The sequence below is a fragment of the Salmonella sp. 2018103 genome (assembly GCF_026247685.1).
In the GTDB taxonomy this organism is placed as follows: Bacteria; Pseudomonadota; Gammaproteobacteria; order Enterobacterales; family Enterobacteriaceae; genus Salmonella; species Salmonella enterica.
In genome coordinates this window covers 4092169-4114869 of sequence record NZ_CP111029.1, presented here as the reverse complement: position 1 = coordinate 4114869, position 22701 = coordinate 4092169, and the positions used below count along the sequence as shown (strand labels likewise).

Here is a 22701-nt window from a genome sequence, read left to right as displayed (position 1 = left end):
GCCATCGTGCCCGCTGTTGCGTCAGCGGGCACAGTTTACTATTACAGCTCCGGCGTCTTTTTGAAACCGGTCAGCATCAGCACCAGGCTCTGTTTTGAGTCCGCTGGCGTGAAATCGTAGTGATTTCCCTGACGGTCGCCGCCGATATACCAGGATATTTCCGTTTTCCCTTCCGCCAGCGCTTTGCGCACCGCTTTATCGACATCAACCATGCGATACTCATGTGAATGGTTTAGATATAACACGGCATCGGAACGGTAGTTGATCGCCGGTTTATTGTTCCAGGACACGGTACTGACGTGCCAGTCACTGCTGGTCGGGTAAAAGAAAATTTGATCGGCGCCGTTCGTTTCCGTTTTGCCGCCAAAAAGGCGAATACGGTATTTGAATAGCGAAGCGTCCATATTGGCAGGCAGGGGCGGGATCTTAAATTTCACCAGCGTGAGCGTTTCCGGGTGCTGCGTGCGTCCGCCATTTGTCCAGCCATCCTGTACGTACAAGGTATCGACGCTGGCATGAGGCTTGTCGTCTTCGCTGCTTACCCAGGTATTTTCTTCCGCTTTACTGTAGGCGTAAGGAACCGTAGTGCCACAATCCAGTCCCTGATTCATACACAGATCCGTCATAAACTGCGCGCCATCTTCCGTCCAGCCATTCATAAAATCGGCATGGGCGGTATAAAGACTTCCCCAGCGATCTGCCCGGGTTTCGCCATGCATTACCGGGTCCATCGACAATTCCACTTTAGACGTATCCAGCGAGGAGATCTGCGGGAGTACCCAGGCGATGTTCATATTCACCGTCGGGATTTTGACCGGATAGTCTGCGGAACATTTCCCGTGGTCGGCATAGATAGCGTTATTGTGACTATGGGTCGGTTTCAGGTTGACGCCATCCCAACAGTTGGGGAAAGCGATCCCGATATTAAACTGGACGGCATCGCCCGCTTTACGCAGGCCGCATATTTCGCCTACCTTGTTGGTGTAACCTTTGCCGTTGGCACATAAAAAGGTGATTGCGGAACTGGGGCCAGTACCGTGATGATCGCCTGCCAGTAACTCCAGCCCGGCCGGGAATGGATGGAGCGGATATTGCGCAACATTTGTGGATTGATAATAGGTCTTTTGGTAGGCGGGATTTACGATTTCACCATCGGGTAATTTCATGGACGGCGCCCAGTAAGCGGAGCTGTCGGCTTTATTATCACAGGTGGTATCTGGTTGCGCGCGCAACGTCTGGTAGGTAGAGACCGCGTCGGTGTGGGTGTTGCCAAAAAAGTCATGCCACATCGCCTGATTCGCTTTACCAAACATCATAATCGCGTCATCGCCCAGCGTGTGGTGATAGCCGCACACGACATGCGCCTGAGGACCGGCATGGGCCGGGAATGCGCCAGCGGCAACGAGCGTAGCCAGGCTGACGGTAATAAGGTTGAGTTTCATTTTTTTGCTGCCCGGTTGAATAGAAGTGGGAGCAGCAATAGCAGATCAGATTGCGGTGTTACATCTCATTAATTATCACTTTTTGTCATTCGCCCTGCATACAGGGGCGAATTTGCAGACGTACTATTTAAATAATTAGCCGAAACTACCCTCCTCTTGATTATGTCAATTTACAAAAAGGGTACGTTAGTGATTAAAATCGGGCTTTTTGTGATAACCCTCACTATTTCATTTTGCCTATGCTAATGGCGCTCGCCATAACCGAATAACGATTCTATCGGACATCGGCTTTATTTTTAAGAAATGCGTTACGACATCAGTCGTGGCGCGATCTGCTATGGATTTTTTATGAGATTACTAAAACGCGTTATTGTGGTTGTACTCTTGGGCGTGATTTTATTTATGGTCAGGGACGATATACGCTATGTTTATCAACTGATCCTCAAATATGGTGATAAACCCTCGGCGCTAGCACTGAGTAGCTATAAAGCGGTTATTCAGCAAAAACCAGTCGCAGGAGTTAAGAGTAACCTTTCAGGTTTGACCTACTCCGCCGAAGACAGGATGCTTTTCGCCGTTATTAATAATCCCCCTGAACTGGTCTGGTTAACGACAGAAGGGCAGCTGGTAGGGCGGATGCCGCTCCAGGGCATCCACGACCCGGAGTCTATTGCATGGAGTGGGGGCAACCAGTTCCAGATAGGCAGTGAGAAAGATGGCGCGGTTTATAAAACACAGGTGGATATTCAGCGCGGCACCATGCAGATAATCTCCATGGTGAAGCTTGAGGGTTATGACAAAGCAAAAAATAAAGGGCTGGAAGGTACGGCATGGGATGCGAAAAATGAGAGATTATATGTCGCAAAAGAAAGAAAACCCATTATGATCAAAGAAGTAGAGATGAGCAAAAATGGTATCACCAGAGCGTTGCCTTCTGCCATCACTGCAAGTGTGAGCGATGTCTCCGGACTTGAATACCATGCCCCAACGGATTCGCTGCTGGTGTTGTCGGACGAGTCAAAAATGATTCTGGAGGTCAGTTCCGAGTGGCGGGTGCGCGATCGATTGTTCCTGACGGCGGAGTGGTCAGGGCTCAGAGATGATATCCCCCAACCAGAAGGGATTGCCATGGATAATGAAAATAATTTGTATATTGTGAGTGAACCAAATCTGTTTTATAAATTTTCGTGTGATATACAGAATGACTAAAATGTATTTTTACTGTCACAGTATGCTAAAACAGAACAAGGTTATTAATACCATGATTTGACGATTGTTTGATTCGTTGATTCATTGTTGGGGATATTTATGTTTTACTTACCTCAGTAACGGATTACTTTGTGGTGTAGCGTAACGGTAATTGTCCTCCTCATATTTGCGGCAGCGTAGTCTGCCGCTTTTTTTTATAAATTAACTCTCTCTGTAATAATTAACAGACAATAAATATTATGCTGTTTTTTTCAGGAGGCCTTCGAAGAGACCTCGCATGGTGATGTTTAGTTATCAGGCATAATATTCTTCATCAACACTTACCGAATGCCATGTCGCCTCGCTAAGCGAAATCATTTCATCTACGCCGGAACTCTTGTTAACCGGGTTTTACGTCGGCGATGTGCCTGTAAATGTTCCATTGGCGGTGGCGCTATTCCCGGCGGGATCGGTGGCCGTAATGATGTACTGATTCTCCCCCCCGACAGAATAGCGGATTGCGGAACAGAAACATGCCAGTTACCGGTATCGTTATCAACACTGGCGGAGTAGAGTCGATCGTCAGCCAGCCGATAGACAGCGAAGAATTACCCCATAGCGTTTGCGGAACGAACACTGATTGAACAGCTTTCATTCACTGCTGTTCCCGGAGATTTTATGGGTATTATCGGTACATCAGGTTCAGGTAAATCTTCTTTAATCAAAGCACTATCAAATTCCAGTCATTGTTATACGGGAACAGTTAAATTAAACAACGTAGATATCACACCGATCTCTGAAGATGATATCCAGAATTGCCTTGCCTACCACTTTGGCAACATTTTAGAAAAAATTACGTAATATCGACTGATATGTAAAACTCATTCAGCATCAAATGGATTAATTCAACATCAGTAGTAATATCCATTTTTTTATAGGCTGATCTCTTTTGTGTTGAAATCGTTTTTATATTTCGATCTAATAAATTTGAGCAACTTTTAACAGATAATCCTGCTGCCACGTAATAAATGACTTTTTTCTCGCTCAATGTTAGGTCGAATTTTTTAGCGAGCAACAGAATCCCATCTCTTATATTAATATGTTTTGCTTTGTTCTTATACTGCATTGTCAGATATCTCAATTAACATATTGATGACGAGAGGAAGATAAAAACGCTAAAAATTCCGATGGTGTAGTTTTGAAGTGTTTTTTAAAAACGCATGTAAAATAAGAAGCACTATCATAACCACACATATAAGCCACTCGGGTAATATTATATTCACTATTGCGTAGAAGTTTTGTCGCTTTATTCATTCGCGCATTAAGGTAAACTTCGCTGAATGAGGTGTTCTCTTGTTTCAATTTCCTCTTTAATGTGGAACAACTCATATAGAGTGAGTCAGAAATATCCTTGAGCGCCCATTTTCGACTTATGTCGCTTATAATAATATTATAAATGTTTTCGGCTAATGTATTTTGCGATAGTTCTCTGAAGAGAGCAAATGCTTCGGGTTCATAGATGAACTCTGAAAGTAGAAATCTTATTAAATATTCCTTTTTATCTTGGGATAGTTTTTGGCTTTTATTTGAAGAGTGTAAGAGGTTGAATACTCTTGCTACGCCTGTTTCTATTGGCGCTAACAGATGTTTTGTCGTCGGTTTTGTTAATGGGGCCGAAAAGTCTGCATGTTCATACAGAAAAAAATTATAAGCATTTTTTATTGACGCTGAATCTAATTCAATTAAATTATAATTTAACTGTTCATGAGTCTCTTCCATTGTGATATGAATGGTTTGATCTTTAGCTAAAAATATTAACATTGGCCCTGATGCCGTAATATACTCCCCGGACGATGTCGTAATTGAAATTTTACCCGTGGTGAGCTTGATGAGCACGGACTGCAGTAAATTTAATCCCTGAAGTGATAAGGATTTCCTCTGCCAGTTTTGCGCTGATTGTAAACATTCAATGCTCCCCACCTGGACAGGTGAGGGATTAAATACTTTTAGCATGATAATTTCCTTTTATTAAATGTGCGTGTAAATCAAAAATTATTCTGAAAAATATTTCAAAAAAACTAATATATAGCTATATAATTATTTGCGAACTTAAGGTATCAGGTGGCGATCTTTTCATTTTCTATGGAAAATGCTATTTTATATTGCATTTCTACATATTATAGTATCGTTAAAAAACTATGTCGCGTATAAAAAAAAGATGGAAATTTACAAGAATTGGCTCATGTTATTATCAAATTATCTCTTTAAAATTTGAATTAAGTAATAATTTCCTTTAATCTTTTAGAGAATAGCTCTTTAATTTCATGGAGGTAGTTAGCATGAGGTATAAGATCTGATTTTAATTTGTGATAAGGTTTATCCTGGAGGTAAATATTAACGTTCTCGGTTAGGAAAGGCATACAACGCGGTAAATATATACTGCGGCGGGTAGATGGCGTAGCGATATCCGGAAGTTTGAGGGGGAGGGGACGCATTCAATCGTATGGTTGGCTTTATGAAAAACGGTGTAACACGTTATTGGGGTTCTTACTGTGCGTATCCGTTAGGTTTATGCTTTCTGATTTCTGATTATATAATGTTGCGTGTTTTGGCGCGGCAGTATTGAATCTTTTGCTGCGTCGGCCCCGAGGAGGAATCACTCACAGCGAATGCCAGCGCACAGCCTGGTACTGAATCTCTAAATGAGTAGAAAACCTTTCGGTTCGATACTCCGGTTCTATTCCTTCTAAATTTATCGTAATGACATCTGCGTTACGCGTGTTGTATACTTAATATCCACAGAAGTACAAGAGGACAACACTATGCCAGCCGCAAACAGTATGGCGATGAAACGCGAAACCCTGAACCTGCGTATCAAACCCGCCGAGCGCGATCTTATCGATCGAGCGGCGAAAGCCAGAGGGAAAAACCGCACAGACTTTGTGCTGGAAGCCGCCCGCGCTGCCGCAGAGGAAGCGCTGATCGAACAACGCATCATTATGGCCGATCCACAGGCTTATCAGGAATTTCTGGCTCGTTTGGATCAAACACCTTCACCTAATGCCGCACTGCGTAAAACCATGCAGACCCCTGCGCCGTGGGAGCAGGAAAAATGATCTCCGCCCCTGAGCCGCTTCATGCCGGACATATTCTTACTCCGTTTTGCTGCGGTGTGGATTCTATGGATAACTGGCTGAAACAGCGGGCGATGAAAAATCAGACCACTGGTGCGTCCCGTACCTTTGTGTGTTGTGGCAGCGATTCGAGCGTACTGGCCTATTACTCGCTGGCGTCCAGCGCGGTCACGACGAATACCTCCCCCGGTCGCTTTCGTCGCAATATGCCTGACCCGATTCCGATTGTGGTATTGGGGCGTCTGGCGGTGGATAAATCGCTTCATGGGCAGGGCGTTGGTCGGGCGCTGGTACGCGACGCAGGGCTGCGGGTTATTCAGGTGGCGGAGACTATCGGCATTCGCGGGATGCTGGTTCACGCCCTGTCGGATGAAGCGCGGGAATTTTACCAGCGGGTGGGGTTTGTACCGTCGCCGATGGATCCGATGATGTTGATGGTGACGTTGGGGGATTTGGTGGAGAGTGTTTAAACTCCAGAACGTATCCATTAACCTCACAGACACTTCAAGTTACGGATGAACATTGCCCCTGAAATAAAAAATGAATTCAGTTTTGAACATTTTCCATCAAATTAAGTGGGTTTTCGTCGATATGCAGCGTCAAGTTGTACAAAAAAATAGTTACGAAACACACCCTGGTCCTACGTTACTTATAAGAGTTATCGCTTGTTATTATGCAGCAGCGAGGTCAGCACAGAACCAATAAGTAATGAGTTACGTAAACAGAGAGTCTTTATCTCCGGAAGCGGTGTCCGTTCTGTTTGGTTTCGCCATAACCTTGAGAACTTCAAAAAGCGCCTGAAAGCGCTGGAACGTAGAGCCAGTGACGACGAGGCGTGTGGAGAAATCGAAACGGCGCATCCCGGTTATCTGGGGGCACAGGTCATATTCTATGTTGGCAACCTGAAAGGCGTTGGGCGTATTTACCAGCAGACATTCTCGACCAGACTGTGTGTTCTGTTCTTTTTGACGATCGGATGTCAGAAGATGATGGCTGCCGCCAGACTGACGATGTCTGTCCTGCTGCTCAATGTCCCGTCCGGGGGCGTGATGATGCTGTCAGGTCTGCTGCCCGGTGGCCGCTGGTTTGCGCAACTTTGTGTCCTGCACCTGACCGTTATCGGAGCCGTGTTATATCTCCCCTGATCATTCCTTTCCTGTCGAAAATTACACTGTCTGTTGTTTAATTATGTATTAACCCGGAGAGACTCTTTTAGCTCATATAGTGTCCCGCTGATGAATATGTTCCTGCAATAAAGTCAGGGCGGCCATGCTACGGTGGCCGGCGATTTCATCATCCGTAATGACCGTAACGTCTACCAGCGGGAAAGCGCTGCTGTAGAGTTTGCCTGCCAGCGCCGTATCGTCAAATTCGTCCAGCCAGCGGGGGGAGTACGGATACGGGCTGCGTTTCCCCGTATAGAACAACACTGGTATCACCAGTGGCAGTTTTTTATGCCCGGCCTCTAGGTGGCGCTGCATGGCGGCCTCCCCCGTGTTATCACGGCTTAACAGCCCGAAGCCATTTATAAAGACTGCGCGCCGACACGCCGGGCCGTTCAGATACTTCAGCGATGGAATAGCCCCGCTCAGCTATCTGGCGGACAGCTTCTTCCTTAAATTCAGGGGCAAAATGTGGTGTGCCTATAGACTCCTTCTGTGCTCAAACCATAGGGCAGATTTGTCTAAAGGCTCGGGGGACGCTCCACTTCATACCTGAATGGTGGAAAGCAAAATCACGGCACACAGGCGAAAAAAAACAGAAAATAGACGCCGGTTTAACCCCCCGGGGGTGGCAGTGTGCTGTTGTTAGTGCTTCAAGGATGTATACATTTAATTAAATATGTTAATTCTTTTTTGACTTTAGGCATTGTTTTTTCATGTTTTTTGCTATGGAAATATTCTGACAAAAAGAACCATAGCGATCTTTTTTTCTGCAATTCTTTTTTGTTTTGGATTTATGTGTTGGCTTAATTAATAAAATTAGATTTTTATTCTTTGTTTGTGTTATTTGTTAGTTATTAAGATCGTTAAAATATACTTTTACAGCATTAATGATTGAAACTAGAATGGCGGCCAGATGAAAAGCAATCCGGCGGATAAATGCCATGACTGTGCATTTGGAGAGATAGTTATTTTTTATCGATAGTGACACATAGAATAAGTGGGATACTGTGGTATGGATAATAGTGTCATTCAGCGAAACAGAGTGAGCGATCTCATTAATAATGAGATCTCTTTCAAGAAAAAAAAGCACCATTCTTTTGGTGATATGTCGGAAAATCGTTTCTGGCTGTTGATTGAAATTTCACCCATTCACAGTGAAAAAGTGATTGCCGCGTTAAAAGATCATCTTGTGTTGGGCTACACAAGGCGGGAAGCATGTGAGCGCAATGGAGTGGCGGTTGGATATTTTTCATTAAGTCTGGCGAAAATTATTAGAATTGAAAATGCGGTTACATTACTGACCATGTTTCAGGAATGAACGCCATCAAGGCCTGGGAACTTTTATAGTAGATAATCCATCTTGTGTGTGATTTTAATTAATCTCGCGCAATGAATTTCAACCGCACTGGTTTATCCGTGTAGTTGAATGCTTGACGTTTACAGGTGCAAATTAAAGGCTCACTTAAATTACTGAGTTATATTGCTCGTTAATTAATTCTGATGCACTAGGAAATTCATAATGCAAAATAAACAGTCATTGAATATCACGGAGTGTGGCATATTAAACGTTGTGCCGCGTTATCAATTCTCAAAGAAAACAATGTTGCTGTTGATGACGTGGTGCATGTTGAGTATGTCTTCTTTGCAAAGTATTGCTGCGGAGAAAATAAAGGTTGAAAAAAATTCTCAGGAGTTTGGTGTTAAGTTGGGAGTGAGTCGACTTATTTATTCACCGGGTTCGATGGGGCAAAGCATATCGGTAAGTAATCCCAGGGATTACCCTATGCTGGTCCAGTCTCGGGTGTATACCGAGGATATGAAAAGCAAAGCCCCCTTTGTGGTGACACCACCTCTATTTCGCCTGGATGGATTGCAACAGAATAATTTACGTATTATCCGTACTGGCGGGGACTTTGCGAAGGATCGCGAGACACTCCAGTGGTTGTGTGTAAAGGGTATTCCTCCGAAAGCGGATGACTTATGGGCTAAAGACAAAGAAGGAAAACCCGCGGTAAATAAGGCTGTTTCATTGAACCTTAAATTATCTGTGGATAATTGTATTAAGTTATTTGTTCGTCCGGAGAGTATTAAAGGTCATCCTGATGATGTGGCATCATCGTTGTCCTGGGTTCGCCATGGTTCGCAGTTGAAAGCGGTAAATGATACGCCGTTTTATATGAATTTGTCATCTTTAAAGATCGGTAATACTGATATTTCAGATATACACTACGTGCCACCATTTTCGTCATATACATTCGCTTTGCCCAAAGGAACTGCGGGCAAGGTTTATTGGACCGTTGTCACTGACTACGGTGGTGTGAGTAAAGTGTATCAGGCAGATATTAAGTAAATAGTATCGGTTTGTCTGTGGGTTAATTAAGCATCATATACAGCAGAGTGTAATTATTTAGATGTTGTTAATCAGCTAATTTAACGTCCTGAATCAGAACCATTGTTTCGGGAAGGTAATAAAATGGAATATGGCTTGATGAAAAAAATCTTCTCTAAAAAAACATCGGTTGTACGTTTGGTTTATAGTCCTGTAGCCCTGGCTGTTAGCATGGTTTTTATCTGTGGGATGTACAGCTCTGGTGTGCAAGCTAAATATTACACTTTCGATGCTTCTCAGTTAGATAAGGGTGGGAATGTTGATATTTCTTTGCTTGAGCAGGGCGCTCAGTTTCCCGGTACCTATCTGGTGGATGTGATGCTTAATGGTAAACGAGTTGACTCACGTGAGATGGCCTTTCATATCGAGAAAGATGCAAAAGGTAATCCGTTTTTACAGACATGTTTAACACGTAAGCAGTTGATGGATTATGGTATTAAGGTGGATAGTTATCCCGGATTATTTCCGGTCCTCAAGGGGGGGGATGGCAGTGGTGCAACTCGGGGGGCTGACTGTGCGCGGATATCAGCGATCCCCCAGGCCAGCGAAACCTATCAGTTCAACAATCAACAGTTGTTACTGAGTATTCCACAGATTGCGCTGCGTCCTCATTATACAGGTATTGCACCTCAGGCACTTTGGAATGATGGTATCCCTGCATTTTTGATGGATTACCAGGCGAGTTCTTTTCGTTCTAGCTATCGTAGTAATGGAGCAACATTAAACACAAACGGTATGGATGTTCAGTTATTGCCTGGCTTGAATTTTGGGGCGTGGCGTTTACGTAACCTGACCACCTGGCAGAAGCAGAACTCACAGAAGGGAAAATGGCAGACCTCCTATACCTATGCCGAACGTGGGCTGTATAGCCTGAAAAGCCGTTTAACTTTGGGTGACCGATTCACTCCATCCGATGTATTTGACAGCGTTCCGTTTCGCGGTGGGATGATTGGATCTGATGATTCCATGGTGCCCTATAGTCAGCGAGCATTTGCGCCGGTAGTGCAGGGAGTCGCCCAGACACAAGCACGTATTGAAGTTAAACAGAACGGCTATGTGATCTATAACACTACAGTGGCACCAGGCCCCTTTGCTTTGTCGGACCTGCCTGGTGTTAATGGGGGTGGTGATTTGCAGGTAACGGTTTTCGAGGCGGATGGAACCCGTCAGATCTTTACCGTGCCCTATACCACGCCAGCGATTGCGTTACGCCAGGGGTACCTGAAATACAATGTAATGATGGGGCAATATCGCTCTGCGGATACGTCGGTCGATAAAGTGCCTGTTGGTCAGGCCACCATCATGTACGGTTTACCCTGGAACTTAACGGCTTACAGTGGGGGACAATGGGCCAGTCATTACCAGGCGGGCACGTTGGGATTAGGGGTTTCCCTGGGGGCCTTTGGTGCAGTATCGGTGGACAGTACATTATCCCGCGGACAGAAGCGGAACCAGGATGTAGAGCGTGGGCAGAGCTGGCGTGTTCGTTATAGTAAGTCATTTGAAAGCACCAATACCGGGTTTACGCTGGCCAGTTATCAGTATGCGTCACCAGGTTATAACACATTATCTGGGGTACTGGACTCTTATCGCTCGGGTGAGGTCTGGTCCTCAAAGGACTACTGGTATCCAGGGGCGGGGTATCAATCTTCCTGGAATAACAATAATTTTGCAGATAAACGAAAGTCACGTACCAGTGTGACGTTGAATCAGCCGTTGGGTGAATGGGGTGCACTTTATTTTAGTGGAAGTAGAGAAGATTACTGGAATCGCTCGCAGAGTCAAAATGAGGTGTCAGCACGTTACTCTGGCCCAATGATACAGGGCATTTCCTGGTCAGTAGACTGGACCCAACGTAAATGGAATTACTCCACCTATCGTGGAAATAACGACAATAAGACTGAGCAGTCTATTAACCTGTGGATTAACGTACCGTTAAATCGTTGGCTGGGAGGCAATACCAGTGTTTCTTACCAGATGCAAAACAGAACAAACCAGGGCACGTTACATAACATGGGATTGAATGGTTATGCCTTTGACCAGCGATTGTACTGGAATGTAAGTGAACAGATAGCACAGGGGGGAACAGGTAGCAACCAGAACAGCAGTGACCTGAACTTACGCTGGAATGGTACCTACGGTGAAATCAGTGGGGGATATGGCTACCGTAAAAACGGTAATCAGGTAAATGCCGGGGTTCAGGGAAGTATGGTTGTTCACCGGGATGGCGTGACGTTTGGGCAACGTCTGGGGAAAACGGCCGCCCTGATTAAAGCGCCCGATGCCAGTGGTGTCTCGGTTATTAATGCTGCAGGGGTTAAAACAGATTTTCGTGGTTATACCACCCTGGGGAACCTGGCTCCGTACCAGGAGAATATCATCAGTTTGAATCCGGTAACTCTGCCAGCAAATGTGGCGATACCGCAAACAGATACCAGGGTAGTGCCAACAGAAGGAGCTATTATTCCGGCGAGTTTTGCGACACGGGTTGGTGGGCGTGCACTGATTACACTGACGCAGGTGAATGGTAAGCCTGTTCCCTTCGGGGCTGTAGCCAGCCTTGTGGGCCAGGAGGATACCCGGTGGGATACTGGTATTGTCGGAGATAGTGGTGACGTATATATGAGCGGTTTACCCGAAAAAGGGCAACTTCAGGTGATGTGGGGTAACGGGCAGCAGCAACACTGTCGGGCCGACTATCAGTTATTGAAAAGTGACGAAATTGCAGGTGTGTCAAATCTGAAGGCATTGTGCCGGTAAGTGACCAGGAGCTGATAAAATGACTCAGGGTGTAATAAAGAGGGGGATGGTAGCATTCGTTATCTTTGGGGCGGTATATGCTCATGCTAACGATGATGTGGACATCACGCTAAACAGTGCACTGAATTTAAATTCGCAAATCAGAGATGGCCAACTCATTGGCTATGGTCGAATCAGTACTCAGCAGGCGCACAGTGGATACCAGGTGTGGCTGAATGCTGAAAGAAATGGTGAGTCGCCAGATCGGTATGTGTTAACCGGGAAAAGTAACAGACAACATAAATTGTACGTAATAATTGGTCAGAATGGCTGGGTGCCGGATAATAAAGGGGGGGAGGGAATTATAAAACGAACCCGTGAAATGCAGGAACAATTTGATATTGTGGCAAATGGTCATCAGAGTGTGCCAGTAGATACCTATGTTATTACGGTGCAGGGTCGTTATTTTGAGCCGTGAATTTGTCAGGTGACAGATAAAAACCTGTAAATAATGATGTGAAGTTTATAGTTAGCTTGGGTATGTAAATAGTGCGGAATGCATCCGTTAATACCATATGTGATGGAAATATATTTGAATATATCGTTTTTTGAGAAAATCCTTACGTTATGGTGTTTATACTATAAAAATGAACCTGATAAAGTTATTTTTAATGATGTCATGTAGATATTGGTGATGAATAAATATGTCATAAATAACTGCTCCTTGAGAGCGTTTATTGCGCCAGCTTCGTTTAATTTTACTGCATCGATATGGGTTCTGATATAATTAAGGAGAGATAATGCGTGCTATATGGAAAGTTTTGTGCTGCTCATGCCAGTACACTGGTGGTTGCGGTAATATATCCCAAAACCTAATAACTGTTTTGTATGAGGTTAATTTAAGAAATAACGAAACAGGCTTATTTTCTGAATATTATCGTATGGTATGGGCAGGCTGGGCACCGAATTTAATGAACACGGGACCACCGGTGTGGTTGACTATCACCGGAAGATAGTATCTGCGGCTTTATTAAGCAAGCTTGTCGACACAGACGTACAATGTTACAAGTGCAGGCCTGTCTGTCCCGGAAGTTAAGTGGGTAAGACGATTAATATATTAAACGTGAATGAGACAGTTGTTCACGGATTAATTGAACTTGCTCGATTATTTATTACTTAAAAAAGGCATTATCAATGAAAAAGACTGCATTATTTTTAGCTCTCTCACTGGGTGGTATTTGTGCGGCTAACGCTGCTACACAGGCGACCTCAACCGTAACCATCTCGGGAGATGCCGTATATAGTATTGAAGCACAGCCTGCAAAAATTTTAGGTACCTGGCTTGGTAAGGATACTAACGTAGGTGGATTCATTGTTAGCAATGCGGGCCCGGTTGAGGGTAAGGCGGAAGTGGTATTTGAGGGTGCAAACATGTGCCGTACTGAGAGCGCTACAAGCCCGTGTTATATTGACAAGACCGATCCAACAAAAAACATTCTTGTTTATGCTGAGGGACTGAGCTGGGCTGAGGCTACCGGCTTTACCACCCCGGTGATTCAAGCTGGTGCTAAATCTGCTATTAATATGAAGGCAACGCAAGAACAAACGTTGAAGCCTGGCGTATATGAGTTGACTGCGACCGTTCAGGTAGCGACTAATTAATTTTAAGTAACAGCTGAGAGTAATCCATGCAGGGTGGCAGAACCACCCTGCATGTCGTGTGATTGTAAATTTCAGACAATTAAATCCGGTAATCATACAATGAATTTAATGTCAGCCATTGTAACATTTAAATATTATTACAGATGGCTGCCGTATTAATATTTTAATCGGGGCTGTAGAATGCGCCAATATAAGCTGGTTATTTTTCTGTATTTAGTATTAGCAGGAACAGCGTCATATGCGGCGGACAGTACAACCTGTGTGACACTGAACAAAACAGTGACCAGCGACGTGCAGGAAAATACCACGATTGTGGAATTTTTCTCCTTTTACTGCCCGCCCTGTTATTTCTTTTCTCAGAAGCTCGGGATTGACAAAGCTATCCGTGACAGCCTGCCGGCAGGGCAGAAGATGGTCAAATATCATACCGGTTTTCTGGGGGAGTTGGGGGATGAACTGACCCGGGCATGGTCGGTTGCCATGGTGGCCGATCTGGAAGAGAGGGTAGAGCCGTTACTGTTTGATGCCGTCATGGTTTCCCGGACGCTGAAAACGCCGGAAGATATCCGGGCTGTGTTTGTGAAGGCCGGGCTTTCTGCAGAGGAGTATGACCGGATGCTAACCAGTCAGGAAGTGGCCAGTATGACGGAAAAACAGAAGCGTCTGTTTAAGGAATATGGCGTGACGGGCACGCCGACGGTGTTTGTCAAAGGCCGGTACCGTGTTGAGAACGGCGCGTTTCAGGCGAACAGCCTGGAAGGGTTTCGTGATGCGTATGTGGCTGCAGTGAAAGGCCTGCTGAATGATCCGGTCACGGTCTGTACACCGGAGAAAAAATGAGCATCTGGCTGGCAGGCCGGTGAACTGGAGGAAGCTGAATAAGTGGAAAATGCCATGTCCCGCCGGAAACGCATACTGCTGACGGGGAACTGTGAATATGAACTGCTGGGGCTGTCACATCTGCTTGCCGGTATGGGGTATGCCGTGGTGCGACCGGAGATGTCACCTCCCGGAGCATATGACCTGGCCCTGGTGGCACTGAGTGCGGAGCCGCTGGCCGGCTGGGGACGGCATCTGCAGGGTATCAGAATGCTGCACGCGGCCAGTCCGGTTCCCATGGTTGTTCTGGTACCTTCGCGGCTGCAGGAAATGCGGCTACTGAGAGGAACTGCGCAGGTTATCAGTGGCCGGGACAGCCTCCTCCGGCTGCGTGACATGCTGCGTCAGGCGCTTGAGGGAAGAGCCGGGCCGGAAAGCTCAGGTGAACTGACTGAGTTGCGAAAGCGGACTCTGATATCCCTGTGTACGGCCATAAACAGGAATGCCTCACTGAAGGCGGCATCACGCAAGGATTATTACCTCCGGGCCTGCCTGGTGGAGTATGCAGGGGTGGAGAACCTGCATGTACTGTGCACGAGCGGCCTGTTACCCGGGGTGATTACAGATGAAACCGGACAACGGTTCTGATATGTGAAGACCCGGGGCAGGTATTTCAGCTTCCGGGACAGCATTGCTTCCCCGTAGTCACAGGAGAACAAAATGAGTAATGACGCTTGCGACAAAATTCTGTCTTTTATGCAGTCACAGGCAAACGGCAGGATAAATATACCTGTCAGAACCCGGAGTATTGCGGATGCGGCCGGGCTGACAATATACCAGGCCAGGGCTTATCTGGTTACGCTTGAGGGAGCGGGCGTGGTGGAGAAAATGAATGCAGGTAAAGGCGTGTCCGGCCGATGGCGGCTGGTCTGACGGATATCCGGTAAAACAGGGGCATGGAGAGAACAAGTGGCCGGAACAGATATTGCGGTAACTGACTGATGAACTTTCTGAAGATGATTTATTACATCTGTATTTCTTTTGTCGTCATGATATCACTGGTGTTTTTTGTATCGGTATTTCTGTTACTGAATATTGAATGAATATAATCCGGGGCTGCATGACAGGCCTTACGGGAATAAAGCTCTTTTTATCCGGACATCTCCATACCGGTAATTCCCCGGAGAATTTTTTTGCAGAAGGACAACATGCCGGATGACAAAAGACGCGCCGGGTATGGCGGGGGACGCTTTTCGCTCCGGGCGCTGATTTTACTGCTGCTGACCAGCGCTTTCATCTCCGGCTTCCTGACCGGAGCCCTGGCCATGCTCTGGTTTGTCATTGACTGCATGTAATGCGATGAACTGAACATCCGGAACCATGACTCTGAGACGTTTACTTAAACAAAAACCGGCACTGCTGGCTGGCGCTCTTCTGATGGTGGCCGGTGCGGCCACACTGTATTTTCCGGAAACCTGGTACCCGGAGGAAACGCAGTGGCAGCTTGCGACAGAAAAAGACATTCCCGGTATACAGGGCGGTCTCTCCGGCCTGACGTGGAACCCGGACAGCGGAACGCTGTTTGCCGTGACCGACCATCCGTCGTCGGTGGTGGAGCTGGACACGGACGGGGACGTGCTGCGGGTGATACCATCGGATGGCGACCATGATTTTGAGGCCATTGAGTATCTCGGCCGGAACCGCTATGTCCTGTCCCGGGAACGGGAGCGGATACTCACCACCCACCACATTGACAGGAATACGTCTGTCCTGCCGCCGGCGTCATACACCCTGACCCTGGATGTGGACAGAAAAAGCGACAATGCCGGTTTTGAAGGCCTTGCCCGTGGACGGGGAGAGAATGCCCTGATAGTGGCGCAGGAAAAGAAACCGCTTCGTTTTTTAGAAACGGACCACAGCCATGACTCTCTGTCGGTCAGTGATTCACTGACGCACCGGTTGTCCCTGCCGTGGTTCCTGAAGGATATCTCCGGTCTGCATTACGACAGGATAAACAGGCGGCTGTATGTGCTTTCCCATGAATCAGCCCTGGTACTGGTGTCAGACCCGGAGGGCGGCAGGAGGGTGATGCCGCTGCGCCGGGGACACAGTGGTCTGGAGCGGGACATTCCGCAGGCGGAAGGGATAGCTTCTGATGACCGGAATTCGCTGTGGATAGTCAGTGAGCCAGACCGGTTTTACCGCTTCAGCCGGACAACGACGTCATGACGGTCTGGACGGACTGCAAACGGGGGAGAGGCGTTGAATTCATGCGAATCGGGGAAACCAAAGGCGTTCTCCACGCCCGGTCGCCCCTACGCAGTTGCACTTCCTTTCATTTGCTGTGTCCAGTTTGCGGGAAGACTTTCACCTTCAGTAATTAAGTTTGGGGTGATCTTCTTTACTCAATAAATTATTTTTGTCGTTCAGCTCCTCACGGACTTTTGCCAGTGACTTCTGAAAAGCCGGGATTGTTTGCAGTCTTGCAAACTCTACTGCTCCCACATAACGGCCAGCATCAACATCACTTTGCCAGTGAGCACCACATATCACTCTGCTTTGCCCGAACTCCCATCCTCGTCTGGCGAGCTCCTGCGCGCGTTCCGGTCTGGCCTGGGATAATACTAATGCCAGAAGTGTACCATAAGCAGTATGCCCGGAAGGGTAAGAGCCATCTTTTCGCAAAGTATTCTCATCTTCAGGACGGCAGGTGGAATGATTAAATAAGACAAAGGGGCGAGTACGCATATAATATTTTTTTGCCGAAGCAGTAGCGTAGTAGCCGCCCATTTTCAGAAGGTTCTGTAACATATTCCAGGTTTCAGGCGTATCTTTGGGATTAATTTTAGCACCCACTACTGGCGAGAATATTCTGGCTATATTTTCCACGCTTACATCTGCATCCTCAGCAGCTTGTTTCCATCGTGGGGAACCCTTTATCGCATAGCCCTTAAAATAAGCCTCTTTATCATAGCGGAAAGCCGGATCATCATTACCTGGCGGTGGTGGTAAATAGAACTGACTGTTCACTGATTCTTCAGGAGAATGAAAGAGTTGCACTGTTGCTGCTGATGTATATTTAGCTACGATCAGTGGTAGAAAAAATAGTAAATAACGACTTTTCATAAAGACTCACTCCGGATCAGGCAATAATAAACAGATGTAATCCTATAATGATTTATTGCAATGGTTATTCAACATACAGGTAAAAAAGCAGGACGCTGTACTGGCATTATCGTCTGTCCATACCGGACTGACTGCAGCGGACAACAGAACAATACTGGTACTTCCTGCTAACAGCATTTTGTTTAACTTTTCCCCCGGTTATTTTTTATCTGCGTGCCTGACTGACACGCATTAGGTTAAAATGTTTACGTAATAACAAAGTATGAATAAGTATTTTAAAATATGTGCCCTGTTACCCCGACAGTTACCACCAGTTATGATGTGCTGAGTATTAATTTATGATTATGAACAAGAGCCGGAAACAGTATTTAAGAATAAAGAAACCGAAAAAGAAAAAATGCTAAAATTGGCGAAGGAATTGTTGTTGTCAGTGATGGAAAAGTTCATGGCGGAGATATTGGACTCACTTGTCGAGGCTAGCGAACCGTCAGATGGAGTGATACGCGTTATTACTGGTAATAATCTCCCTGTAGCTAAGTAAGCTTTTGACCCAGGCCCAAAGATGAGCGGCTGATCGCCGAAGCGCTGGGCGTTGCGCCAGAGAAAATCTGGCCTTCTCGTTATAGCTAGTCAGGCCGGAGATGGGGGCTACGGATTTCCACTCCCAGAAAAGCAAAAACCCAGCCATAGGCTGGGTTTTCTGAATAAGTGGTGCCCGGACTCGGAATCGAACCAAGGACACGGGGATTTTCAATCCCCTGCTCTACCGACTGAGCTATCCGGGCAACGGGGCGCATTAAACCGTAAAGGGGCGCGGTCGTCAACGGCTTTACACGAAAAAAGTGATAAAAGCGCGCTGACTGCCTGCTTTTCAGGCAAAATGCATAAAATCAGTACCCGTCAGGTGAGCGCTCCACCCTGACGGCACTGTGCAAAACGCAGAATATCTTCCGCCAACCGCTGAGCGGTATCTACATCAGCCTGACTGCGGTTGACCAGCATTCGGCTGAGACAACCTTCCAGCACCAGCTCCATCTGCCTTGCGACCATCGCCGGATCGTCAATTTCCAGCGTGGTCAGTAGCTCATGGGTAAAATCATGTGCCGCGCGTTTTTGTTGATTGGCCAGTTGGTGAATAGGATGGGTTGGGTCGGGATAAAACGTACAGGCGGCAATGAACAGGCAACCAGGATAACGGTTATTACTGACACATTCCGAGAGCGCGCTGTAGCGTGCCAGTAGCTTTTGTTCAGCAGAAAGCGTCTCATCAAGAAGAAGCTGGCGTCGCCAGATATCTACCTGCTGACTCAGATAACGTAGCGCGTCATATAAAATGGCTTCTTTATCTGGCCAGAAACGCTGTAATGTGTCGAGTGGGCGATTTACGCGCTCCGCCACCATTTCCAGCGTAGTATCGGCTATCCCTTGCGTCTCCAGTAATTTCAGGGCTTCTCCCAGAATATCTTCACGTTGCACGGTATTCTCCTCCGTCTTTGCTTTTGCAAGTGTCGCTCACGGTTGGCGATCGTGCAAATGCGCGCTAAAGGTGGCGGCGTCCATAAAGCCGGTGACTCGCGATTGCGGCTGTTCCTGGCCTTGGGCATTAAAGAACAGAATGGTGGGCAGCCCGAGGACTTGCAGATGCTTTAACAGCGCGACATCCTGCGCATTGTTAGCGGTGACGTTAGCCTGCAAGAGCACCGTGTCGCCGAGCGCCTGCTGGACCCGCGGATCGCTGAAGGTATACTTTTCAAACTCTTTACAGGCCACGCACCAGTCGGCGTAGAAATCCAGCATAACGGGTTTGCCTTTGGCCTGCGCCAGCGCCTGATTGAGTTCGTCCACGGTAGAAATAGCCGTGAAATTGAGGTGCGCTGGAGCTTGCGCGGATGGCGATCCGAACGCCCAATCCTGTAGAGGCCGCACGCTAATGAGCGCAGCCGCCAGCAGGATAATCTGTACGATACGCATCCACGCTCGTCTGGCCTGAAGGCTGGTGATAAAGGCCCAACCAAAGAAAGCGACGCCCAGCAGCGACCACAGACGTAAACCCCAAGCCTCGCCAATAATCCGCTCCAGTAAAAAGACCGGTAACGCGAGGATCACGAAACCAAAAGCGGTTTTAACATGCGCCATCCACGGGCCGCTTTTCGGTAGCAGACGGTTGCCAAACACGGTGACCAGCATTAGCGGCAGACCCATACCTAATGCATACAAATACAGCGTGCCGCCGCCCAGCCACATGTTGCCGCTCTGAGCGATATAAAGCAGAATCGCGCTTAACGGCGCTGTAGTGCAGGGCGAGCAAATTAATCCGGCAATCGCCCCCATAACAAAAACACCGCCGGGCGAGCCGCCTTGCTGACGATTACTCATTAATGTCAGCCGGGTTTGCAGTGAGGAGGGGAGCTGTAGTGTGAACAGGCCAAACATCGACAACGCAAGCAGGGTGAACACGATGGCAAGGCCGATTAACACATAAGGGTGCTGCAGCGCCGCCTGAAACTGTAATCCCGCTGCGGCGACGACCAGACCCAGTGCGGTATAGGTCAGCGCCATCCCTTGTACATAGATAAAGGCCAGCAGCAGTGCGCGCCCCGTCGACAAACGTTGCCTTCCCCCCAGGACAATACCGGAAATCAGCGGATACATGGGTAAAACGCAGGGCGTAAAGGCGATGCCTATGCCGATCAGCAGTGCCCAGAGCGCGGAAAAAGGTAGCTGGGCGGCGGGTTTTGACGTCTCACTCGTCTGGGTGACAGCAGGCGTCGGCGTGGCGTCTATTGCCGCGGCGACTTCACTTAGCGGCACCGTTTTCGTTTCCGGCGGATAACAGAATCCCGCATCGGCGCACCCCTGGTACGTTACCGTTAATGTCGCGCCAGCCGCCGCCTGGTTAACCGTTACCGGAACGTTTAGCCGCTTACAGTAGATTTCGCTTTTTCCGTAGAATTCATCTTCATGCCAGACGCCTGCCGGGAGTTGGACTGCGGCGATATCCGCTTTCGTTGGCGTGATGCTGATTTGTTTACGGTAAAGGTAGTAACCCTCTTTTACCTGCCAGGAGAGGGTAAGATCGTGTTGATTTTGCTGAAAATCAAAAACAAACGCCCGGTCGGCAGGGACGAACTGCGAGCGACCCGGCGCGTCGAATAATCCGGCGAAGGCGGATGTGCTGCACAGCAGCAGGATCAGCGTAAAGATGCGTTGAGCCATGAGAGGTAATCAGTATCTCCGTGAGTAACAGGTAAAACCAGAAGTTCAGGCGTTTGATACGGGTGATGAGACTTCAGGCAGTCGATAAGCGCTTGCTGATGTGAAACGGTGGTCTTTAAGATCATTTGAACTTCATACTCCTGCTCCAGTTTGCCTTCCCAGTAGTACAGCGATGTCGCGCCGGGGAGGAGGGTGGCGCAGGCGGCCAGTTTTTCCGCCAGCACTTTGGCGGCCAGATCCTGGGCGGTAGCTTCATCCGGGGCGGTACAAAGCACCACAACGGCCTCGGGGATGGAAATATCCTGACTCTTAACATCAAGCATAAACACCTCGAAAGAACAAAAAGACCCGCAAGTGAACGGTCACTATACAACGGACGAGGGTAGGATGTTAGTCAAAGGGCGGGAGAATGCGGGGCGTGATACGCCCCGCGGGTGAAACACTTACAGCATAAAGCTGCCCAGCAGGAAGCCGAAGCAGACAGCCAGAACGACGCCCAGGGTGCCTGGGATGAAGAACGGGTGGTTAAAGACGAATTTACCGATACGGGTTGTACCGGTGTCATCCATCTGTACCGCCGCAACCAGAGTCGGGTAGGTCGGCAGAATGAACAGGCCGGAAACGGCGGCGAAGGAAGCGACTGCCGTCAGCGGAGAGACGTTCAGCGCCAGCGCCATCGGCATCAGCGCTTTCGCCGTTGCCGCCTGAGAGTAGAGCAGCGCGGAAGCAAAGAAGAAGATGACGGCCAACAGCCACGGATGACCCTGGATGACGCTACCCGCAGTGTCTTTGATCCAGTCGATGTTAGCGGATACGAAGGTATCGCCCAGCCACGCCACGCCCAGAATACAGATACAGGCGCTCATCCCTGCTTTAAAGGTGCTGGAGTTGAGGATGGCGTCAGTTTCCACTTTACACAGGATGGTGGTCAGCGTTGCGACGCTCAACATGATGATCAAAATAGCGTTGGTGGTGTTCATCAGCGGTTTTTCAACCAGGCCGAGGCTCGGACTGTTGACAATCGCATAAACAACCACGCAGATAACGCCCAGCAGGAACAGCCAGACGGAATTTTTTGCCATCGGTTTGATTTCAATCTGCTTTTCACCACGCAGTTCAATCAGCCCTTCTTCCAGACGCTTGCGGTAAATCGGGTCGTCCGACAGTTTGGAGTTGAACAGCATCGTGACCAGGAAGGACATCACCAGCACCGCCAGCAGCGTAGAGGGGATAACCACGGACAGCAGGTGAATGTAGCTAATGCCATGACCTTCCATAACAGAAGACATATACACCACGGCCGCAGAAATCGGCGAGGCGGTAATCGCAATCTGCGCGGATACCACGGCGGTCGAGAGCGGACGGCAAGGTTTGATTCCCTGCTCCTTCGCGACTTCAGCAATAACCGGCAGCGTTGCCAGGGAAATGTTCCCGGTACCAGCAAAAATAGTCAGGAAATAGGTCACAATCGGTGCGAGGATAGTGATGTATTTCGGGTTCTTACGCAGCAGTTTTTCTGTCTGGTTTACCAAATAATCCAGACCGCCCGCGACCTGCATAGCAGAGATCGCGGCGATAACCGCCATGATGATGGAAATGACATCGAATGGAATTGTCCCTGGCTTCACGCCGATGGCGGCAAGTACCAGAACACCCAGCCCACCTGCGAATCCAATACCGATGCCCCCAAGTCTGGCGCCCAAAAAGATTGCCAGCAAAACAATGATAAGTTCGACAACTATCATATTAGCCTTCCTTGTTGTTTAACAAGTTGATATTAAATTGTTGTTATTTGGTAACTTCTTGTAAGAAAAAAGGCA

At 47.7% G+C, this 22701-nt stretch carries 22 protein-coding genes, 1 tRNA gene and 7 pseudogenes; 16 read left to right on the top strand and 14 right to left on the bottom strand.

Annotated features, from left to right (window positions below):
* Window positions 1–41: 41 nt before the first annotated feature.
* Window positions 42–1442 (bottom strand): CBM96 family carbohydrate-binding protein, encoded by a 1401-nt coding sequence (locus tag OLG56_RS19940; RefSeq protein ID WP_024154985.1) that lies wholly within the window; start codon window positions 1440–1442, stop codon window positions 42–44.
* A gap of 303 nt (window positions 1443–1745) precedes the next feature.
* Between OLG56_RS19940 and OLG56_RS19935 the strand changes: the two genes are divergently transcribed.
* Window positions 1746–2651 carry an SdiA-regulated domain-containing protein gene (locus OLG56_RS19935; protein ID WP_001268209.1) on the top strand — a complete coding sequence of 302 codons (906 nt, stop codon included), beginning with the start codon at window positions 1746–1748 and terminating at the stop codon, window positions 2649–2651.
* A gap of 294 nt (window positions 2652–2945) precedes the next feature.
* Here OLG56_RS19935 and OLG56_RS19930 read toward each other — a convergent pair.
* Together OLG56_RS19930 and OLG56_RS19925 are read right to left on the bottom strand one after the other, a co-directional pair.
* Window positions 2946–3080: pseudogene (locus OLG56_RS19930) on the bottom strand (hypothetical protein); the annotation flags it as partial.
* A 109-nt stretch (window positions 3081–3189) separates the two neighbouring features.
* Window positions 3190–3289: pseudogene (locus OLG56_RS19925) on the bottom strand (hypothetical protein); the annotation flags it as partial.
* 19 nt (window positions 3290–3308) lie between these two features.
* Here OLG56_RS19925 and OLG56_RS19920 point away from each other — a divergent pair.
* Complete coding sequence (locus OLG56_RS19920) at window positions 3309–3491, top strand: ATP-binding cassette domain-containing protein (RefSeq protein ID WP_001527266.1); 183 nt, start codon at window positions 3309–3311, stop codon at window positions 3489–3491.
* Here the strand turns inward: OLG56_RS19920 and rtsB are convergent.
* The 3 genes and pseudogenes from rtsB to OLG56_RS19905 all read right to left on the bottom strand — a co-directional run bounded on the left by rtsB (window position 3484) and on the right by OLG56_RS19905 (window position 5129).
* Window positions 3484–3771, bottom strand: a complete 288-nt coding sequence (gene rtsB, locus OLG56_RS19915; RefSeq protein ID WP_001269916.1) for a transcriptional regulator RtsB — start codon at window positions 3769–3771, stop codon at window positions 3484–3486. The genes OLG56_RS19920 and rtsB overlap by 8 nt on opposite strands.
* Window positions 3768–4643 carry an AraC family transcriptional regulator gene (locus OLG56_RS19910; protein WP_000921676.1) on the bottom strand — a complete coding sequence of 292 codons (876 nt, stop codon included), beginning with the start codon at window positions 4641–4643 and terminating at the stop codon, window positions 3768–3770. The genes rtsB and OLG56_RS19910 overlap by 4 nt, the downstream gene beginning before the upstream one ends.
* Window positions 4644–4906: 263 nt before the next feature.
* Window positions 4907–5129: pseudogene (locus OLG56_RS19905) on the bottom strand (hypothetical protein).
* Window positions 5130–5452: 323 nt separating this feature from the next.
* On the opposite strand from OLG56_RS19905, the gene OLG56_RS19900 reads away from it, so the two are divergent.
* The 3 genes and pseudogenes from OLG56_RS19900 to OLG56_RS19890 form a co-directional block, all read left to right on the top strand.
* Window positions 5453–5746, top strand: a complete 294-nt coding sequence (locus OLG56_RS19900; protein ID WP_001110453.1) for a type II toxin-antitoxin system TacA family antitoxin — start codon at window positions 5453–5455, stop codon at window positions 5744–5746.
* Window positions 5743–6234, top strand: a complete 492-nt coding sequence (locus tag OLG56_RS19895; protein WP_000622305.1) for a GNAT family N-acetyltransferase — start codon at window positions 5743–5745, stop codon at window positions 6232–6234. The genes OLG56_RS19900 and OLG56_RS19895 overlap by 4 nt, the downstream gene beginning before the upstream one ends.
* 234 nt (window positions 6235–6468) lie before the next feature.
* A pseudogene (locus OLG56_RS19890) lies at window positions 6469–6702 on the top strand (IS481 family transposase); the annotation flags it as partial.
* A 288-nt stretch (window positions 6703–6990) separates the two neighbouring features.
* Here the strand turns inward: OLG56_RS19890 and OLG56_RS19885 are convergent.
* A pseudogene (locus tag OLG56_RS19885) lies at window positions 6991–7251 on the bottom strand (Rpn family recombination-promoting nuclease/putative transposase); the annotation flags it as partial.
* 16 nt (window positions 7252–7267) lie between these two features.
* Window positions 7268–7411, bottom strand: a pseudogene (locus OLG56_RS19880) (transposase); the annotation flags it as partial.
* A gap of 531 nt (window positions 7412–7942) precedes the next feature.
* Between OLG56_RS19880 and OLG56_RS19875 the strand changes: the two are divergent.
* The 10 genes from OLG56_RS19875 to OLG56_RS19830 all read left to right on the top strand — a co-directional run bounded on the left by OLG56_RS19875 (window position 7943) and on the right by OLG56_RS19830 (window position 16768).
* Complete coding sequence (locus tag OLG56_RS19875; protein WP_000370555.1) at window positions 7943–8248, top strand: PapB/FocB family fimbrial expression transcriptional regulator; 306 nt, start codon at window positions 7943–7945, stop codon at window positions 8246–8248.
* Window positions 8249–8449: 201 nt separating this feature from the next.
* The gene (locus tag OLG56_RS19870; RefSeq protein WP_079980926.1) at window positions 8450–9280 is read left to right on the top strand and encodes a fimbria/pilus periplasmic chaperone; all 831 of its coding nucleotides are present in this window, start codon (window positions 8450–8452) and stop codon (window positions 9278–9280) included.
* 210 nt (window positions 9281–9490) lie between these two features.
* Window positions 9491–12079, top strand: coding sequence for a fimbria/pilus outer membrane usher protein (locus OLG56_RS19865; RefSeq protein WP_139764732.1), 2589 nt, complete (start codon window positions 9491–9493; stop codon window positions 12077–12079).
* 19 nt (window positions 12080–12098) lie between these two features.
* Entirely contained in the window at window positions 12099–12536 is a 438-nt protein-coding gene (gene afaD / locus OLG56_RS19860) for an AfaD family invasin (RefSeq protein WP_000191852.1), read from the top strand.
* A 716-nt stretch (window positions 12537–13252) separates the two neighbouring features.
* A complete protein-coding gene (locus OLG56_RS19855; protein WP_207011555.1) occupies window positions 13253–13720 on the top strand; it encodes a hypothetical protein in 468 nt (155 codons plus the stop codon).
* A gap of 180 nt (window positions 13721–13900) precedes the next feature.
* On the top strand, window positions 13901–14560 hold the full coding sequence (locus OLG56_RS19850) for a DsbA family protein (RefSeq protein WP_001663292.1): 660 nt from the start codon (window positions 13901–13903) through the stop codon (window positions 14558–14560).
* 42 nt (window positions 14561–14602) lie between these two features.
* Window positions 14603–15187, top strand: coding sequence for a hypothetical protein (locus tag OLG56_RS19845; RefSeq protein ID WP_024134326.1), 585 nt, complete (start codon window positions 14603–14605; stop codon window positions 15185–15187).
* 72 nt (window positions 15188–15259) lie between these two features.
* Window positions 15260–15472, top strand: a complete 213-nt coding sequence (locus OLG56_RS19840) for a FaeA/PapI family transcriptional regulator (RefSeq protein WP_000063794.1) — start codon at window positions 15260–15262, stop codon at window positions 15470–15472.
* 260 nt (window positions 15473–15732) lie between these two features.
* Complete coding sequence (locus OLG56_RS19835; protein WP_176202677.1) at window positions 15733–15894, top strand: hypothetical protein; 162 nt, start codon at window positions 15733–15735, stop codon at window positions 15892–15894.
* 25 nt (window positions 15895–15919) lie between these two features.
* A complete protein-coding gene (locus OLG56_RS19830) occupies window positions 15920–16768 on the top strand; it encodes an SdiA-regulated domain-containing protein (RefSeq protein ID WP_079980923.1) in 849 nt (282 codons plus the stop codon).
* A gap of 144 nt (window positions 16769–16912) precedes the next feature.
* Here OLG56_RS19830 and OLG56_RS19825 read toward each other — a convergent pair whose 3' ends face one another.
* Window positions 16913–17665 (bottom strand): non-specific acid phosphatase, encoded by a 753-nt coding sequence (locus OLG56_RS19825; RefSeq protein ID WP_000842407.1) that lies wholly within the window; start codon window positions 17663–17665, stop codon window positions 16913–16915.
* 555 nt (window positions 17666–18220) lie between these two features.
* On the opposite strand from OLG56_RS19825, the pseudogene OLG56_RS19815 reads away from it, so the two are divergent.
* A pseudogene (locus OLG56_RS19815) lies at window positions 18221–18295 on the top strand (helix-turn-helix domain-containing protein); the annotation flags it as partial.
* 79 nt (window positions 18296–18374) lie between these two features.
* Here OLG56_RS19815 and OLG56_RS19810 read toward each other — a convergent pair.
* The 5 genes from OLG56_RS19810 to dcuA form a co-directional block, all read right to left on the bottom strand.
* A tRNA-Phe gene (locus tag OLG56_RS19810) sits at window positions 18375–18450 on the bottom strand.
* 115 nt (window positions 18451–18565) lie between these two features.
* Entirely contained in the window at window positions 18566–19141 is a 576-nt protein-coding gene (locus OLG56_RS19805; RefSeq protein WP_001188509.1) for a transcriptional regulator, read from the bottom strand.
* A 36-nt stretch (window positions 19142–19177) separates the two neighbouring features.
* A complete protein-coding gene (locus tag OLG56_RS19800) occupies window positions 19178–20881 on the bottom strand; it encodes a protein-disulfide reductase DsbD (RefSeq protein ID WP_061377168.1) in 1704 nt (567 codons plus the stop codon).
* On the bottom strand, window positions 20857–21204 hold the full coding sequence (gene cutA / locus OLG56_RS19795) for a divalent cation tolerance protein CutA (RefSeq protein WP_000887832.1): 348 nt from the start codon (window positions 21202–21204) through the stop codon (window positions 20857–20859). Before cutA ends, OLG56_RS19800 begins: the two co-directional genes overlap by 25 nt.
* A 120-nt stretch (window positions 21205–21324) precedes the next feature.
* Window positions 21325–22626, bottom strand: a complete 1302-nt coding sequence (dcuA, locus tag OLG56_RS19790) for an anaerobic C4-dicarboxylate transporter DcuA (protein ID WP_000637595.1) — start codon at window positions 22624–22626, stop codon at window positions 21325–21327.
* Between the last annotated feature and the right edge of the window lie 75 nt (window positions 22627–22701).

Excerpts from the sequence above, each read along its gene's own strand:
- OLG56_RS19940 (WP_024154985.1), bottom strand. The coding sequence starts at position 1,442 with ATGAAACTCAACCTTATTACCGTCAGCCTGGCTACGCTCGTTGCCGCT.
- OLG56_RS19920 (WP_001527266.1), top strand. The coding sequence starts at position 3,309 with ATGGGTATTATCGGTACATCAGGTTCAGGTAAATCTTCTTTAATCAAA.
- OLG56_RS19895 (WP_000622305.1), top strand. The coding sequence starts at position 5,743 with ATGATCTCCGCCCCTGAGCCGCTTCATGCCGGACATATTCTTACTCCG.
- OLG56_RS19910 (WP_000921676.1), bottom strand. The coding sequence starts at position 4,643 with ATGCTAAAAGTATTTAATCCCTCACCTGTCCAGGTGGGGAGCATTGAA.
- OLG56_RS19855 (WP_207011555.1), top strand. The coding sequence starts at position 13,253 with ATGAAAAAGACTGCATTATTTTTAGCTCTCTCACTGGGTGGTATTTGT.
- OLG56_RS19875 (WP_000370555.1), top strand. The coding sequence starts at position 7,943 with ATGGATAATAGTGTCATTCAGCGAAACAGAGTGAGCGATCTCATTAAT.
- OLG56_RS19865 (WP_139764732.1), top strand. The coding sequence starts at position 9,491 with ATGGTTTTTATCTGTGGGATGTACAGCTCTGGTGTGCAAGCTAAATAT.
- OLG56_RS19850 (WP_001663292.1), top strand. The coding sequence starts at position 13,901 with ATGCGCCAATATAAGCTGGTTATTTTTCTGTATTTAGTATTAGCAGGA.
- OLG56_RS19900 (WP_001110453.1), top strand. The coding sequence starts at position 5,453 with ATGCCAGCCGCAAACAGTATGGCGATGAAACGCGAAACCCTGAACCTG.
- OLG56_RS19800 (WP_061377168.1), bottom strand. The coding sequence starts at position 20,881 with ATGGCTCAACGCATCTTTACGCTGATCCTGCTGCTGTGCAGCACATCC.
- OLG56_RS19825 (WP_000842407.1), bottom strand. The coding sequence starts at position 17,665 with ATGAAAAGTCGTTATTTACTATTTTTTCTACCACTGATCGTAGCTAAA.
- OLG56_RS19830 (WP_079980923.1), top strand. The coding sequence starts at position 15,920 with ATGACTCTGAGACGTTTACTTAAACAAAAACCGGCACTGCTGGCTGGC.
- OLG56_RS19935 (WP_001268209.1), top strand. The coding sequence starts at position 1,746 with ATGCGTTACGACATCAGTCGTGGCGCGATCTGCTATGGATTTTTTATG.
- OLG56_RS19840 (WP_000063794.1), top strand. The coding sequence starts at position 15,260 with ATGAGTAATGACGCTTGCGACAAAATTCTGTCTTTTATGCAGTCACAG.
- dcuA (WP_000637595.1), bottom strand. The coding sequence starts at position 22,626 with ATGATAGTTGTCGAACTTATCATTGTTTTGCTGGCAATCTTTTTGGGC.
- cutA (WP_000887832.1), bottom strand. The coding sequence starts at position 21,204 with ATGCTTGATGTTAAGAGTCAGGATATTTCCATCCCCGAGGCCGTTGTG.
- afaD (WP_000191852.1), top strand. The coding sequence starts at position 12,099 with ATGACTCAGGGTGTAATAAAGAGGGGGATGGTAGCATTCGTTATCTTT.
- OLG56_RS19870 (WP_079980926.1), top strand. The coding sequence starts at position 8,450 with ATGCAAAATAAACAGTCATTGAATATCACGGAGTGTGGCATATTAAAC.